The organism is Pedobacter jeongneungensis (assembly GCF_000633455.1).
Taxonomy (GTDB): Bacteria; Bacteroidota; Bacteroidia; order Sphingobacteriales; family Sphingobacteriaceae; genus Pedobacter; species Pedobacter jeongneungensis_A.
This window is the reverse complement of the sequence record NZ_AYMG01000012.1, coordinates 162,334-176,746: the sequence shown is the minus strand read 5'-3', so window position 1 is coordinate 176,746 and position 14,413 is coordinate 162,334. Positions and strand designations below refer to the sequence as shown.

The window sequence follows — 14,413 nt, the reverse complement described above, 5'->3', positions numbered from 1 at the left end:
ATGGGAAAATATTTAAATCAAAAACCTGTCCTCGTTGCAGTAGACTGCATTATTTTTGGGTATGACGGCGATCAGCTGAAACTTTTGGTCATTAAAAGAGCGATAGAACCAGTCAAAGATAAGTGGAGTTTAATGGGTGGCTTTATTGGCGAAGAAGAAGATCTTGATGAGGCTGCTAAACGGATCTTGTTAGAACTGACCGGATTACATGATGTTTACCTGGAGCAGCTACATGCTTATGGCCGTCCAGAACGTGATCCGATTGAGCGTACCGTTTCAGTTGTTTATTTCGCATTAATCGACATCAATAAGTACAGTAAACAGATCAATGATCAATACCATGCAGAATGGTTTAAGCTAAAAGAGGTTCCTGAACTGATTTTCGACCACAATGTAATGGTAAAGGCAGCCATGGATAAAATCCGTTATCAGGCAGCCCTCCACCCTGTTTTATTCGAGCTTTTGCCTAAAAGGTTTACCATACCACAATTGCAGGCTTTATACGAACAGGTTTACGATTCGCCGATTGATAACCGGAACTTCATCCGCAAGATTACCGCTAGTGGATTATTGATTAAACAAACGGATAAGGATAAATCGAGTTCGAGAAGAGGTGCTTTTTATTTTAAACTCGACAGGAACAAACATAAAGCACAGTTTCAATCTTTCTTAAACTTTATTCCGAAAACAAGTAAATAGAAGCCGATTTTTGAAATAACTGCGAGATTTAAAATAAATTTTAAAATTATTTTCAGCCTTACAAAATTTAGAATCAGTCAGTTATAAATACTAATTTTAATTGACGCAAAAAACATCAAAAACATTTTCTAAAAATGTTTGCAGGAAAAGGATAAATATCTATATTTGCACCTCCTTAAACAAAAGGAAATGATTCCGTAGCTCAGCTGGTAGAGCATTACACTTTTAATGTAGTGGTCCTGGGTTCGAATCCCAGCGGGATCACAGAAAGACGCAAGAAATTGCGTCTTTTTTGGTTTAATGGTATTTAAGCCGAGATAGCTTTTCTAATATGACTCAATCAAATGCAATTTATTTCAATCTGCCTCACAGTACTTCTATTTCGAAATCATCGCTGAATGTAGCGTTATAAACTTTGAAAGTGACAGCCCATTCTTCTTTAACAAGTTCGTGGATAAATGAGCAAAACATCAGCCTAAAGCGGTTAAATTCTATTCCTGCCTTGCAAACTACCATGTAACTGCTATCATTATTCATGATCACCTCCTGAACAGATTCTTCCCAGTGGACTTTAATCTTATCGGGCAGCAGGTTGAAATGTTGACTATCTATAAACTTACCGATTGAAAGTATCCTTTCTTCTCCTAAACTTCCGTTATTTACCTCTACCCAGGCTCCGTTCGCTTTATTTAAGCGGCCCAGAAGATAGCCATTGCATAATACATTCCAGGGCTCACTTTCTGCAAACCGTACCAGTTGATAGGCGTTTATGTCGTCTCCTTCACCAAAAAGGTAATCAAGAACTACCGTTTTTGAGCCAGCCATCAGGTTTTCCTTAAATACGTTCGAATATTGTCCCATATGGCCTGATATAATTGACCTTAACCTTTTACTTAGTAATTTCAAAATCTCCATTGACGCCTTAATTTCTTTAAATCTTTGAATAGTATCACAAAAATGTTGATTTCACTTTCAACTGCTTCTCTCGCATCCATAATGCTTTGGCAGAATAAGCAAAAGGCGGCATCTCCTCAGAGATTATTTTTACATATATTCCTTCAAAATCAATCTATAAATGGCAGGAATAACAATTAGTACCATTTAATCCTCAAAATCATTTTTATCTGTTTTGCGTATGGCAACAACCCCGGTCAATCCTAATAAAACCATAAAAAATGCCGTCCCGTGGTCAATCGAACAATTGTACACTTCTGCAATGGTAACATTCGATCCATTTGTTACTCCGGTAACACTGCAGCCGCCCGAATATGGGGTAGAAAAATCGACCCTCACCTCACAGTTGCCGGTTCCCTGTTTATAACTTGTTGCCAATGAATAAGTCCTTGCACCTCCTACCGGATCAATACCCTGAAAATCAGTAAAAACGCGTTCCGCACCATCATAAAAAATAATACATCCATAAGGAAAATTGTCTGCTGCAGATGCACTGAAAGATAAAAGCGGTATGGCAGCACATAGGAAAACCCTGGCCAAGGCATTTGGGATTAAAAATTTCATAATTGAGCGGGTATAGACAGCAATTTTTATTTAGGATAAACAATATCCTTTTAAGAAGGTTTTGAATATTACCTATAATTTCATTTAAGTAAAAATTAAACTTCTCATGATGGAAAATGCAGGTATGCCATTCTCCGTTAAATTTTCTTTGCTTCTTCCTTGTAATCCATAATTTAGGTCACCATCAATTTTAGCATCTTTTGCCAGCTATGAGCAGCTCTCTGAAGAAATAGCCCTTTTTAAAATTGACCTTAAGCCACAACAGGGCGGCCCTGAACTTCATGCTGCACTGATCAATGAAATTATCGGGAGATAGAAAACCGGCTAAAATAAGCTGTCCGCAATTACCAGCCTATAATAATTGAGCAGTAGTTGTTTACGATGCGGCAAGATAATATAGTCTATAATTTATTAACACACAGGAAAGGCGAACGAAAAAGATGATCCTTCATTCGGCACACTCTCAACCCAGATTCGTCCGCCATGATCGGATATAATCTTTGAAGTAATATAAAGGCCCATACCCAGGCCCGGATGAGAATTGCTTACCTCTTCCAGACGGTAAAATTTATCAAATATACGTTCGATACCCTCCTTTGACATGCCAAGCCCACAGTCTGTAACTGTAACTGTTATGTTTTTCCCGTCAGGAGAAAGTTTGGTTAACACCTCAATGGCGGAATTTTTTGGCGAATACTTTACTGCGTTTCCCAGCAGATTGGTGAGCACCTGCTCTAAGCGTAACGGATCTGCCTTTATCCGGCAGTTTTCGCCAAGTGTTAACTTAATCTCGTTTCCAATATGAACACTCGACAGGATTTCGAGTGCCTCTTTTATAAAAGAATTCAGATCGACTTCTACCAGGTCATACTGCAGGCTGCCATTCTCGATTTTTGACACATCCATTAACTGCTGGGCAAGAAGCGACAGCTTACTTGTCTGCAGGTCAAGCTTATCCAGTACCCCTGATACTCTTTCGGAATATTCGCCCTTCAGGTTTTTTAGCATCTGGGTATATGCCTTTACTACGGTTATTGGAGTTTTTAGTTCATGACTGGCAATGGAAATAAATTCTTTCTTCTTTTCATCAAGTTCCCGGCGCATGCGGATTTCTTCTTCCTGCTCACCGGTAAGCCTATTAAGGTGGCTATTTTTGTTTTTAATCTCCTCGTATGCATTTAAAGGCTCTACATTTTCGAAATAGGCCTTCAAAAGAACCAGTTTTGGTTCATCTAGTTTAAGTGAACGGGGAAGCCCGAGGCTCATTTTGATCACATAGGCATTTCCCGATGAATTAAAGGTGAAATCAGGAAGCAGTTTTTTGGCATAAAAAAAGCCTTCGTCGCTGGCCCTGAAAACCTGGTCGGAATCGAAAACAATATGCGCATATAATGAATAACGCGGAAATTTTCCGGAAATAATGATGTTTACCCTTCCGTTATCAGTGTATTCGATAGCTGTTCTGGCCACCTCCGATACCGCAGTAGCAAATGTTGTTCGCGTAGCAACGGTTAATCCCAACTGTTCACCTACCTGCATAGAACGGCGGTGTGCCAATACCAGGTCCATTTCATTTTCAAGAGAAATATCAAGGATTTCTTTCATATTAACGAACTTTAATGATTATAACTGACATATCATCGGTCCTGCGTGCATGGTCTTTATAAATACACGCTGCTAAAATGGATGGATCATGTTTTAAAATTCCGGGATATTTGGTGATTTCCCACCTTGTTTTTATCCCATCTGAACATAAAACCAGCTGGTTATACTCGGCCGTGCTGTAAATTTGATCATTCATCGTTGTTGGAATATTGTGCCCGACAATCCCGTTATATGACATGTGGTTTTTGGATGCCGATGGCCCGATCCACTTTGCTGCAATATTTCCGATTCCTGAAGATGACCATTCCCGTTTTTCGCTGTTGTAATGAGTGATATTGGCAACCATACCCCGGGTTTTGCGGATGGAGGAATGGATAAAGCGAAGGTTTTCAACCGGACTGCTGTCGGGAAATACCCTGAACGCCGCAGCCGCTTCATTTACCGCCTTATTGGCCTCAGGGCCGTGGCCTAAACCATCTCCAAGCATAAGCTTAAGGTCGAGACCATTGGTTTTCAACAGAAATCCATCGCCGCTAACTTTCTCGCCGGGTTTACTAACCACTATCGGTCTAACGGTTAAGCCAGTTCTGGCGGGAGGTTCACCTATATAAATCCGGCTCAGCAAAATTGTGCCCCAGCCGGCAAGCGAATAAATATCGAAGGTATCCGAAAGCCTTTTAATGCTTCCCAAACCTGCACCAAGGGTATTGCTGGTCGAAATACCGTCCATCATCATCCTGGCCGGATTTTGCATCCCCGGCCCGCTGTCTATACTGATAAGTTCGACATATTGCACTCCGTTTTCAGTAAAATTACCAAAGAGGATTTCTCCCTCATCTGCATATTTAAACAGGTTGCTTGTCATTTCTGCAACGATAATATCTACCTCTGCAATCCTGCCCGCTTCCATTCCGGCATCCATCAAACGCTGATGGATTTCCTTTTTTAGCAGTGAAAAATAACTTCTGTCGTTAGCCTGAAGGCTTACATGTGTAGCATCAACCATTTGCCCATTTTAATATCATCACAACTGTCCCCTCACCGGGCTTGCTCTTTAAATCAAATTCGTTACATAATCTCTTTGCGCCGGGCAGTCCGAGCCCGAGACTCTTTCCTGTAGAAAAACCATCGCGCATGGCTGCAGCAATATCTTCAATACCAGGCCCCTTGTCTGAAAAGGTAAGTCTTACGCCATTGTCGCGACCGCGTGTTACCACTTCAATTAGGCAGTTGCCACCACCGCCGTAACGCAGCATATTCCGGAGCAGCTCACTTGCAGCGGTAATAAGCTTGGTCTGGTTAACCAAGCCCATCTTAATCTTTACGGCAGCCTCGCGGATCCTGTTGCGCAAAAGAACTACATCCTGTTCCCTTTGCACCTGAACGGTATCTTTACTCAGTGAAAGTATCATCATCATCGGTTTCGTCTTCGTCCCCGTGATCATCCCCTATCATAGACTTTAGCAGGTTCATCCCTCTTTCAACATCAAGCGCGGTATGCACACCTTTTAGCGGCAGTCCTAACTCAATTAGCGTTATGGCTACAGCAGGCTGCATTCCCACCACCACAGTTTCAGCATCCAGGATTTTGGACATGCTTGCAATGTTGCCGATAATACGCCCCATAAAGGAATCGACTATGGACACTGCCGAAATATCAATCAGTACACCTTTCGAACTGGTTTTATTCACCATTTGAACCAGGTCAGCCTCAAGATCAAGCGCAAGCCTGTCATAAAGGTCAACCTGAATGGTTACCAGCAGAAAGTTTCCCATCCTAAGAATAGGAATTTTATCCATTTTTATAAACTATTAGATTTTTGAACAGAACTGCTTTTACGAACCTCTAGCCTTAACACTTTAAATGCATAAGATAATGCACTTGCCAATGTTGCTTTGGTTATAATATTGGATAGATCTATACCAAGGTGAACAACGGTTTGTGCTATTTCCGGTCTGATACCACTAATTATACATTCTGCACCCATTAAACGGGTTGCGCTAACTGTTTTAATCAGGTGCTGGGCCACAAGCGAATCTACAGCAGGTACACCCGAAATATCAAGGATGGCAATGCTCGAGCCTGTCTCCACAATTTCCTGAAGCAGGTTTTCCATAACTACCTGGGTACGTGAACTGTCAAGAGTGCCGATTATCGGAAGGGCTAAAATGCCATCCCATACGCGGATCACAGGAGTTGAAATTTCTGCAATCTCATCGGTTTGACGGAGGATTACTTCTTCTCTGCCTTTGATAAATGTTTCGAAGGTAACAATACTGAGGTTATCCATAACCCTGTTTATTTTAAGGCTTTCCTCAAATAATTGCTTTGGATCCTCAACTTCGTGCTGCAATACCTCAAGCAGAGCTTCTTTTAGGGTGTGTACAAACCTGCCTGTTTCGCGTGGGGAAAATCCTTGGCGGGCACGTGTAATGGCTATACCACCTAATATTTCTATAACCGGGTTCCAGCTGTCCCCTTCAAGGTCAGCCAGGTCCTCTCCTGAAAGATTAGCAACCAAAGCAGAAATCAGTTCTTCTGACTGAGTTCTAAGATCTTCATTGCTGATCAGGTCTTCTCTAAGCCCCTCATCTGAGAGTTGGTTTTTCATCCAGGTTTCAAGGATGTTCTTTTTTTGTTTTTGTAGCAATTTCAGCGTATTAAATGACATATTAGATGAACGGTTAAGGTTTTAGACTTGACTTTCCATACGGGATTTTTAGTTGCGAAAGGTAAGCAATGTCTTTTGTAATATAAAATTAATAATTAGCCTTTATTGGCCACTCCGGTAGAGAAAATATCATTTTTTGATTCAATAACATCTAAACTGTTTCTTTCTCAACCAGCCTTTCACAAAATACGTTAATGTAAATATTACACTACATATAATAATTTAGTGATTTTTCCTGCTTACCACAAAATTTTAACAATACCATCGAAGGTAAATTCGAAGAAGGTACTCACCTGTAAAATCCATTTTAATAAAACCTAGTCAGCCGTTTGGTTGTTGCATAAAATAAAATGATTGAAATATGGCAGGGAAAGAAAATGGGAATGTGATCAGGGTCCGCGGTGCAAGGGAACATAACCTTAAAGATATCAGTCTCGATATTCCAAGAGATCAGCTCATAGTTTTTACCGGAGTATCAGGATCGGGCAAATCTTCACTTGCGTTTGGAACGCTGTATGCTGAGGCACAGCGCCGGTATCTCGAATCGGTCTCACCATATGCCCGCAGGCTGTTCAATCAGATGAGCGTACCAGAGGTCGACTCAATTGATGGGCTTCCGCCCGCTGTAGCACTCCAGCAGCAACGCGGTGGCGCAAGTACCCGCTCCACTGTGGGAAGCGTAACAACCTTATCCAACCTATTGCGCATGTTATATTCAAGGGCCGGCGATTATCCAAAAGGCCAGTCCATCATTTATGCAGAAGGATTCTCTGCGAATAAGCCAGAAGGCGCATGTCCTGAATGTCACGGACTGGGCAGTGTTTTTGAAGTAACCGAAAAAACCATGGTTCCCGATCCCGGCCTCACTATTCGTGAAAGGGCGGTTGCCTCATGGCCGGTTGCCTGGCAGGGCCAAAACCAGCGGGATATTCTGGTATCGATGGGATATAATGTAGATATTCCATGGAGAGATCTTCCGGCAAAAGACCGTGAATGGATACTTTTTACGGAGGAAACCCCAACAGTGCCTGTTTATCCCGGTTTAACTCCACAGGAGACGGCAAATGCCATAAAAAACAAAAGGACTCCGGACTACATGGGTACTTTCATCGGTGCTAAGCCCTATGTGCTCAAAACATTTTCTTCGAGCCAGTCTGAACTGATGAAGAAAAGGGTAAACCAGTACATGATCAGCGCCTCCTGCCCTTTATGCCTTGGCAAGAAACTAAGAAAAGAATCACTTTCGGTTGGTTTTGATGGAAAAGATATTGCACTACTTTCAGGATTATCCCTCTCTGAACTTTCGGTCATTTTCAAAAAATACGCGGTTCCTCAAAAAGGCCCGCAATCAGAGAAACAGATTGTAACGCAACGGATCTGCGCAGACATACTTTCCCGGATCGAAGTGATGCTGGAGCTCGGGCTTGGCTACCTGAGCCTGAAACGTACTACACCAACTTTATCTCCGGGAGAACTTCAGCGCTTAAGACTCGCCACCCAGGTCCATTCAAATCTTTTTGGTGTCATCTATGTTCTGGATGAACCCTCGGCCGGCCTCCATCCTTCAGATACAATGGCACTTTTGGGCATTCTGGACAAACTGAAAAATGCAGGAAACAGTATTTTTGTGGTAGAGCATGAGATCGAGGTGATTAAACATGCCGACTGGATTGTTGATGTTGGACCGGGTGCCGGCGGAAACGGAGGGCAGATTCTCTACAGCGGTCCGCCGGAAGGTTTAAAAAGCATAACTAATTCAACTACAGCTTCATTTTTATTTGATGATCAAACTCCCGGTATCCGTACCCCAAGAAAAGCCACAGGCCAATTGAGCATTTCCGGGGCATGCCGTCATAACCTGAAAAATGTGAATATTGATTTCCCCCTGGGCGTACTCACCTGCGTTACCGGAATATCCGGATCCGGGAAAAGCAGCCTGGTTAGCCAGGTTCTTGTTGAATTGGTTGCAGATGGCCTGGGACAGAAAACAGATAGCGGAGAAGAACGCGTGGAAGGACCGGAATCAACAGCCATTGCACCGGTTAAGGGAAAGATATCAGGCGGCCTGGCAGAAATCACCCGGTTGGTTGTGGTTGACCAACGACCCATAGGGCGTACGCCAAGATCAAACCTCGCAACCTATACAGGTTTGTTCGATCAGGTACGAAAACGATTTGCCGACACCGCGCTCGCCAGAAAACGCAGGTATGATGCCGGACGTTTTTCTTTCAACGTAGCTAAAGGAAGGTGCCCGCACTGCCTTGGCGAAGGTTTTGTAATGGTAGAACTCCTGTTTTTGCCGAGTGTATATACTCCTTGCCCTACCTGCAATGGATCACGATATAATCCCGCAACCCTTGAAGTTACCTATAAGGATAAAAACATTGCCCAGATACTGGAAATGACCGTAGATCAGGCCTGCGATTTTTTTGATGAGGATCCTGCGGTTTACCGGGCGCTTGATATTGTGCGGGAGGTAGGACTTGGTTACCTCAGGCTTGGACAGGCAGCAACAGAACTCTCAGGTGGCGAGGCACAGCGCATTAAACTGGCCACCGAACTGCAAAAAAGCCAGAAAGGATCATCGCTGTATGTTCTTGATGAGCCCACCACCGGGCTTCACCCCTCGGACGTTGAACGGTTGTTAGTGCAGTTCAATAAACTGGCTGATGCAGGAAATACAGTTGTGGTGGTTGAACATGATATGCAGGTTATTGCACAAAGCGACTGGGTTATTGATATTGGTCAGGGAGCAGGTGAAAATGGCGGGAAAATTTTATATAGCGGTCCGGTTGAAGGACTGATCAAATGCAAAGAGAGCAAGACAGCATCTTTTCTTTCGGCATACCTCCGAAGAGATAATAAATAGAGACATTGCCATAGCCAGAATGAAATTCTGCTCTAACCAATCCGGCACTTTTTCCCATTTAGGTTCATGTTCTGATTTTTTCCGTTATTTTTTTAACCGTAGCCCGTTCCGTCAATATGATATTTTTCATATTTTAGGCTCCCAATAGGCAAGAGCCCTTTGGTAACGCTCAATCCCTTCCGGTATTAACGATATCCAGGATCACTCCTGACCTGAATTGATATATAACTTAATTATTTATAGCTATGTCCACAACGCTCAAACCCGTCCCTACCGATTATGAACGCCTGATTTTATCCGGCAAAGATTTTTTTCCCTTTCCCCCGCCTTCGCCCAAATCAAGCTGGGAATCCAAAGCAAGAACAGTCGTCATTTCCCTGGCAACCAAAGCACCCTATATCGGAGGTGCCATCAGTTACGTAATCAAAAGTTTCTGGCAGGAAGCGAAAGCTGATATCTGGGCGCAGGTTAGTGAAAATGTTTCAAGAATGGTTGAACTTGCTATCCTGGAATTTGAAATCACCCGCGATGGAAGCGAACTCATGGCGATTAAAAGCGACATGGTTTCCTACGTGGTGGCCAAAAACAAATCAGAGCAGGCCATGCAGCTCAATACACTCATCAGCAAGTGCACCGAAATGTATTTCAAGCTGATTAAATCCAAAAATAAACATAAACTTATCCCCTTTACCGTTGCATTTTCGCTGGTGCACCTGGCCATACTTAAAGAAAGGGTTGATTCAGGAGAAGCACTTTATGGAGAGTTTGACGATGCCTGGGTAATTGATCTGCAGCGGCAGATAGAAAACTACCAGTCGTTTTTTAACGAACAGATTCCTGCGCTGATAGAATGGCGTGCTTCTCAGATTGTTTACGAAAGTATTACCACAGGCAAACTGATTAAAGACACCGATATCGAAATAAACGACACCTTCGGGAAAAGGTCATTTAAGAAGAGCTACAGATTTGTTGATGGCAAAGATTACAGGAAGGAAGAACTGCTAAAAATTAAGGAAGGCTGGATGTCTTTCTGGATGGCCGATTTTGCGCAGTCATACGCCTCTTTTTTTTATACCAACCGCCTGATGCCCGGTTCAGAATCAGTACCTCCGGCCATTGATCCGGCTTTTAATAAAATTACCATAGGCCCCTTTTCACCAGGCAACGAAAACGAATTGCGCCCATTGCGCCCGGCAAATGAGAGCCAGAAATCTGGAAAAATTAAGGAAATTATCTACAATTTCGGTGATAGCATGGACAGTTTCCAGGTGAACTTTGAACGTCATGACGGGCAGCGGGCAACCAAAATTGGTGGCGATAAAACAAAAACCATCAAGGTTGATCCTGATAAAGAACTTGTTGCGTTACGGTTTTATTATTCGCAGCCTTATATCGGCCTTGCCCCTTTAAAGTCCATCAACTTTGTTTATAGCGACGGCACGGAAAGTGAAACTGCAATGTTAAAAGAAAAACAGGTATTAAAATACCAGGAAATTAAGATACCGGCAAATTATGAGATCACTAATTTACGATCTGCCCGGGATACTACCGAACGGTTCTCCTACTGGTTCTGGCTGGAATTGACATTCAAGCCGTATTACCCATAATATCCTTAAGCTGAATAAGTTGCATGTTGAGGTAGCTTAAGCGAAGAACTAAAATGGATGATCCTGATTTCACTTCGGATCATCCATTTAAAATATTGTTTAAGAGACTTACAATTGGACCGGTTTCATACAAAACAGTCCTCCCCAAAATCCCAGTTACTGATGCTGTTTTTAAATCAATGGCGATAAACCTTTATCTCCAGCCCAATGCCGGGGCAACATTTTCTAAAATAGAAGACAGCACATGGATATTGTAATCTACTCCCAAAGTGTTCGGTATAGTGAGCAATAGCGTATCTGCTTCCTGTATGGCCTCATCCGCTTTCAGTTCTTTGATAAGCTGATCAGGTTCAGCTGCATAACTCTTGCCAAAAACAGCCCGTTTATCGGCTTCGATATAACCAAAGCTATCGGCTCCTTTTCCCTGCTGGCCAAAATAATACCTGTCCTGGTCGTTAACCAGTGCAAAAATCGAACGGCTTACGGAAACCCTTGGTTCGCGCTGATGACCGGCTTTTTTCCAAGCTTCCTTGTATAATCGAATTTGTTCAGCCTGCTGGATATGAAAAGGTTTGCCACTTTCATCAAACTTTAAGGTAGAACTTTGAAGGTTCATGGCGTTTTCTGCCGCCCATATTGCAGTCGCATTTGAGGCAGCACCCCACCAAATCCGTTCGCGCAGTCCATCCGAATAGGGCTCCAGGCGTAACAAGCCGGGCGGGTTCGGGAACATTGGATAAGGATTAGGCTCGGCAAATCCATTGCCTTTTAACTTATCTAAAAACGCCAAAGCTTTCTTACGGCCCATATCTGCATCGGTTTCACCTTCTTCAGGTGCATAACCGAAATACCGCCAGCCTTCGATTACCTGCTCGGGCGAGCCACGGCTTATCCCCAGTTGCAAGCGGCCTTCGGAAATCAGGTCGGCAGCACCGGCATCTTCAGCCATATAGAGCGGATTTTCATAGCGCATATCGATAACGCCGGTACCGATCTCTATTTTAGCTGTTTTTGCCCCTATTGCAGCAAGCAACGGAAATGGAGATGCCAATTGGCGCGCAAAATGATGAACCCGGAAATATGCGCCATCCATACCTATTTCTTCCGCTGCAACAGCTAGATCAATGGATTGGAGTAAGGTATCTCCTCCGGTACGCGTTTGATATGAGGGATGGTCAGACCAATGCCCGAATGATAAAAATCCTATTTTCTTCATTGATTTACTTATTTAATATTAAATTTAGTAGTATCCCGGCAGGCTCTAAAAGACCGGTACCGGGCATGCAGGAGTTTTCCTGATAAGCTATTTCAAAGATGAAAGGGATGTTTTTATTTTAGTAACAGCATCATCCGGATCTCCCTGCGAAGCAAATATCTCAGCTGGCCCCATCCCCTTTCCATAAAAATTTGTGTCTGCAGCCGTGTCGAACTCAAGCGAAGCTCCATTCAGTGATATCCCCGCAAAAAGCCCCTTACTGCGCGAATAGGAATATACCTCGGCATCAAGTTTATAATCGGTATTGGCGGTAGAATTACGTCCAACCGGACCAGCTGCGATCGAAAGGTCGCCACCAAGCGTAAAACTGCTTTTCTTTATCCCGGTCAGACTGCTGCTATGCTTGAAAACCAACACCAGCTCAACAGATTGTATTCCGACCTGTAAGCCGACGCTTCCTCCGGTAATAGTCACAAATACAGGATTGCTCCAGCTGCCGTCTTCCCTTTTCACCATCGCTATTCCCCTGCCGCGTTTACCACCAACTACAAAGCCGGCATTGATCAGCTTTGGCACGATAATGATCCCTTCGGTAACCTTAAGTAGCGAAGAAGGGATAGACTCTTTCATTTTACCAAAATCATCCAGCACCGTACCCGCTGCCTGTAATCTTTTTTTCTCTTTGTCCTGTGCATTGGCCAGAGATGGGGCTAAAAGAACTGTAATGCAGAGCGTGGCCAGGCTTATTCTGACCGATTTGTTGAAATTCATATTTTGAGGTTTAAAATTAAATGGCTGCCGGTAATTTCCACGGACAGGACGATCCTATAACGGATGGGCAGCCAAATTTATATAACGGTAGCAAGCTTTGTAGAAAAATCTCTTACAAATTACTTTCCAGTGAAAATTCTCACATTGCAAGAAAGGGATTTTCAAAAAAATATTTAACAGATCAGGAGCAGTCTATATTCACCATTTTTTTCGGTGGGTGCCCGGTGAATACAAGGTAAAGTCTGTTTTTCAGGATGATCTACCGCTAATCTCCACAAATGGCCCAAACCCAGATTTACAGGTCTGGCATAAGGTTTAGGTTGATAATGCAGATCAAAATAATGTTCGGTTAAAAAGGTTTCAAATTCCGCTTCCGGGCCGTTATGCAATTCTTTAAGCTTTTGCCGGATTTCCGGAACCAGTATTTTTTGTTCAACCTGGTTATTAGCTAAGATTTCACTGGCAGCACCATAATAGGTACATAAAAAAGTATCAGAACCAATCGGTGAACGGTCTACATGATAAGAATATACATCTGTTGAAATAAAATCCAATTCATCATCCCGCTGGTAACTTTTGATTAAATTAAGAGAAGGAGATGCCCCGAAATCTGTTAACAGCTGAAAATCACTTAAGATAATTTCCCTGGCCATATTACCTTCTTCCGATAGTTGCAATGCATAAAGGTCTTCCATGGAAACTTCGGTTAGGTTATCTTTCAACTGAAGTTTAGACACAATTTCACTAAAGTCTCCAACCAGGTTCCTATACCAGCAAATTGCGTTTATATCGCCCTGAAAATTAGTATCTACAAGCTTAGAAAAAGCAGAAACCACCGCAATCTGATTGCAATCAGAAAATCCATTATCCATATCTTAGCATAAACAAATTAGCCATTTAATTCCTGCAAAAATAAGAAATAGGTTGGAGGATAGATGAAGATTAATACTGTTTTCAAAAACAGCAATTAACGGCCAGCCCTGACCGCTTTATCAAAGGAGAATACCAGATTTTTCTGATCGATCGCAGTCAAAGCAACTTCATGATTATCCTTCCCCTCACCTGTGGTAAAATAAACGCTTGCCTGCTGTGTCTGTCCCTTATTAAGCCCGTCTTCAAATAGTGCGATCCTAAACAAACTGGCGTCTGTTTTAGAGGAAGCAATGATGCTAACTGTGCCAAGGTTATATTTTCCGTTATTTTTTAAAGTAACCATTCCATTTTTATAGGTATACGAAAGCCCCTTAACCGTTGCCAGGTAGGTTTTGTTTTTACTGGTGACGGCTTGATAAGTTTGTGCGTGTGCCGCAAGTCCGCTGATTAGTAAAAATGAAGCCAGTATTATTTTTTTCATGTGTGTTTTTTTTATAAAAATAGTTCAAAAGAAAAATATTACAATATTTTTTTTTAGCATAAAAACATCACAACAACAGATTTTCTAAAAAACAAATTCATA

Annotated in this window: 14 protein-coding genes and 1 tRNA gene; 4 read left to right on the top strand and 11 right to left on the bottom strand. The window is 42.6% G+C overall.

Annotated elements, in window-relative coordinates; all coding sequences use genetic code 11:
* Together U859_RS0111985 and U859_RS0111980 are read left to right on the top strand one after the other, a co-directional pair.
* Positions 1–699, top strand: coding sequence for an NUDIX hydrolase (locus tag U859_RS0111985; RefSeq protein WP_025143608.1), 699 nt, complete (start codon positions 1–3; stop codon positions 697–699).
* Between the two features lie 191 nt (positions 700–890).
* Positions 891–963, top strand: a tRNA-Lys gene (locus U859_RS0111980).
* A gap of 102 nt (positions 964–1,065) precedes the next feature.
* Here the strand turns inward: U859_RS0111980 and U859_RS0111975 are convergent.
* The 7 genes from U859_RS0111975 to U859_RS0111940 form a co-directional block, all read right to left on the bottom strand.
* Positions 1,066–1,560, bottom strand: coding sequence for a hypothetical protein (locus U859_RS0111975; RefSeq protein ID WP_162799923.1), 495 nt, complete (start codon positions 1,558–1,560; stop codon positions 1,066–1,068).
* Between the two features lie 240 nt (positions 1,561–1,800).
* Positions 1,801–2,217: a hypothetical protein gene (locus tag U859_RS0111965; RefSeq protein WP_025143606.1), complete on the bottom strand. Its 417-nt coding sequence runs from the start codon at positions 2,215–2,217 to the stop codon at positions 1,801–1,803.
* A 411-nt stretch (positions 2,218–2,628) separates the two neighbouring features.
* Positions 2,629–3,822 carry a sensor histidine kinase gene (locus U859_RS0111960; RefSeq protein ID WP_025143605.1) on the bottom strand — a complete coding sequence of 398 codons (1,194 nt, stop codon included), beginning with the start codon at positions 3,820–3,822 and terminating at the stop codon, positions 2,629–2,631.
* Between the two features lies 1 nt (position 3,823).
* Positions 3,824–4,828 carry a serine/threonine protein kinase gene (locus U859_RS0111955; protein WP_025143604.1) on the bottom strand — a complete coding sequence of 335 codons (1,005 nt, stop codon included), beginning with the start codon at positions 4,826–4,828 and terminating at the stop codon, positions 3,824–3,826.
* On the bottom strand, positions 4,821–5,240 hold the full coding sequence (locus U859_RS0111950; RefSeq protein WP_240183039.1) for an anti-sigma regulatory factor: 420 nt from the start codon (positions 5,238–5,240) through the stop codon (positions 4,821–4,823). Before U859_RS0111950 ends, U859_RS0111955 begins: the two co-directional genes overlap by 8 nt.
* A complete protein-coding gene (locus U859_RS0111945; protein WP_025143602.1) occupies positions 5,215–5,622 on the bottom strand; it encodes an STAS domain-containing protein in 408 nt (135 codons plus the stop codon). Before U859_RS0111945 ends, U859_RS0111950 begins: the two co-directional genes overlap by 26 nt.
* 2 nt (positions 5,623–5,624) lie before the next feature.
* The gene (locus U859_RS0111940) at positions 5,625–6,494 is read right to left on the bottom strand and encodes an STAS domain-containing protein (protein WP_025143601.1); all 870 of its coding nucleotides are present in this window, start codon (positions 6,492–6,494) and stop codon (positions 5,625–5,627) included.
* Positions 6,495–6,855: 361 nt separating this feature from the next.
* Between U859_RS0111940 and U859_RS0111935 the strand changes: the two genes are divergently transcribed.
* Positions 6,856–9,363, top strand: coding sequence for an excinuclease ABC subunit UvrA (locus U859_RS0111935; RefSeq protein ID WP_025143600.1), 2,508 nt, complete (start codon positions 6,856–6,858; stop codon positions 9,361–9,363).
* A 245-nt stretch (positions 9,364–9,608) separates the two neighbouring features.
* A complete protein-coding gene (locus U859_RS0111930) occupies positions 9,609–10,970 on the top strand; it encodes a hypothetical protein (RefSeq protein WP_025143599.1) in 1,362 nt (453 codons plus the stop codon).
* Between the two features lie 193 nt (positions 10,971–11,163).
* Here U859_RS0111930 and U859_RS0111925 read toward each other — a convergent pair whose 3' ends face one another.
* The 4 genes from U859_RS0111925 to U859_RS0111910 all read right to left on the bottom strand — a co-directional run bounded on the left by U859_RS0111925 (position 11,164) and on the right by U859_RS0111910 (position 14,311).
* Positions 11,164–12,186, bottom strand: a complete 1,023-nt coding sequence (locus U859_RS0111925; RefSeq protein ID WP_025143598.1) for an LLM class flavin-dependent oxidoreductase — start codon at positions 12,184–12,186, stop codon at positions 11,164–11,166.
* A gap of 87 nt (positions 12,187–12,273) precedes the next feature.
* Positions 12,274–12,957 (bottom strand): lipid-binding SYLF domain-containing protein, encoded by a 684-nt coding sequence (locus U859_RS0111920; protein WP_025143597.1) that lies wholly within the window; start codon positions 12,955–12,957, stop codon positions 12,274–12,276.
* A 173-nt stretch (positions 12,958–13,130) separates the two neighbouring features.
* Positions 13,131–13,829 carry a hypothetical protein gene (locus U859_RS0111915; RefSeq protein WP_025143596.1) on the bottom strand — a complete coding sequence of 233 codons (699 nt, stop codon included), beginning with the start codon at positions 13,827–13,829 and terminating at the stop codon, positions 13,131–13,133.
* 95 nt (positions 13,830–13,924) lie between these two features.
* On the bottom strand, positions 13,925–14,311 hold the full coding sequence (locus tag U859_RS0111910) for a hypothetical protein (RefSeq protein ID WP_025143595.1): 387 nt from the start codon (positions 14,309–14,311) through the stop codon (positions 13,925–13,927).
* Positions 14,312–14,413 lie beyond the last annotated feature (102 nt).

Excerpts from the sequence above, each read along its gene's own strand:
- U859_RS0111985 (WP_025143608.1), top strand. The coding sequence starts at position 1 with ATGGGAAAATATTTAAATCAAAAACCTGTCCTCGTTGCAGTAGACTGC.
- U859_RS0111975 (WP_162799923.1), bottom strand. The coding sequence starts at position 1,560 with ATGGGACAATATTCGAACGTATTTAAGGAAAACCTGATGGCTGGCTCA.
- U859_RS0111965 (WP_025143606.1), bottom strand. The coding sequence starts at position 2,217 with ATGAAATTTTTAATCCCAAATGCCTTGGCCAGGGTTTTCCTATGTGCT.
- U859_RS0111960 (WP_025143605.1), bottom strand. The coding sequence starts at position 3,822 with ATGAAAGAAATCCTTGATATTTCTCTTGAAAATGAAATGGACCTGGTA.
- U859_RS0111955 (WP_025143604.1), bottom strand. The coding sequence starts at position 4,828 with ATGGTTGATGCTACACATGTAAGCCTTCAGGCTAACGACAGAAGTTAT.
- U859_RS0111950 (WP_240183039.1), bottom strand. The coding sequence starts at position 5,240 with ATGATGATGATACTTTCACTGAGTAAAGATACCGTTCAGGTGCAAAGG.
- U859_RS0111945 (WP_025143602.1), bottom strand. The coding sequence starts at position 5,622 with ATGGATAAAATTCCTATTCTTAGGATGGGAAACTTTCTGCTGGTAACC.
- U859_RS0111940 (WP_025143601.1), bottom strand. The coding sequence starts at position 6,494 with ATGTCATTTAATACGCTGAAATTGCTACAAAAACAAAAAAAGAACATC.
- U859_RS0111935 (WP_025143600.1), top strand. The coding sequence starts at position 6,856 with ATGGCAGGGAAAGAAAATGGGAATGTGATCAGGGTCCGCGGTGCAAGG.
- U859_RS0111930 (WP_025143599.1), top strand. The coding sequence starts at position 9,609 with ATGTCCACAACGCTCAAACCCGTCCCTACCGATTATGAACGCCTGATT.
- U859_RS0111925 (WP_025143598.1), bottom strand. The coding sequence starts at position 12,186 with ATGAAGAAAATAGGATTTTTATCATTCGGGCATTGGTCTGACCATCCC.
- U859_RS0111920 (WP_025143597.1), bottom strand. The coding sequence starts at position 12,957 with ATGAATTTCAACAAATCGGTCAGAATAAGCCTGGCCACGCTCTGCATT.
- U859_RS0111915 (WP_025143596.1), bottom strand. The coding sequence starts at position 13,829 with ATGGATAATGGATTTTCTGATTGCAATCAGATTGCGGTGGTTTCTGCT.
- U859_RS0111910 (WP_025143595.1), bottom strand. The coding sequence starts at position 14,311 with ATGAAAAAAATAATACTGGCTTCATTTTTACTAATCAGCGGACTTGCG.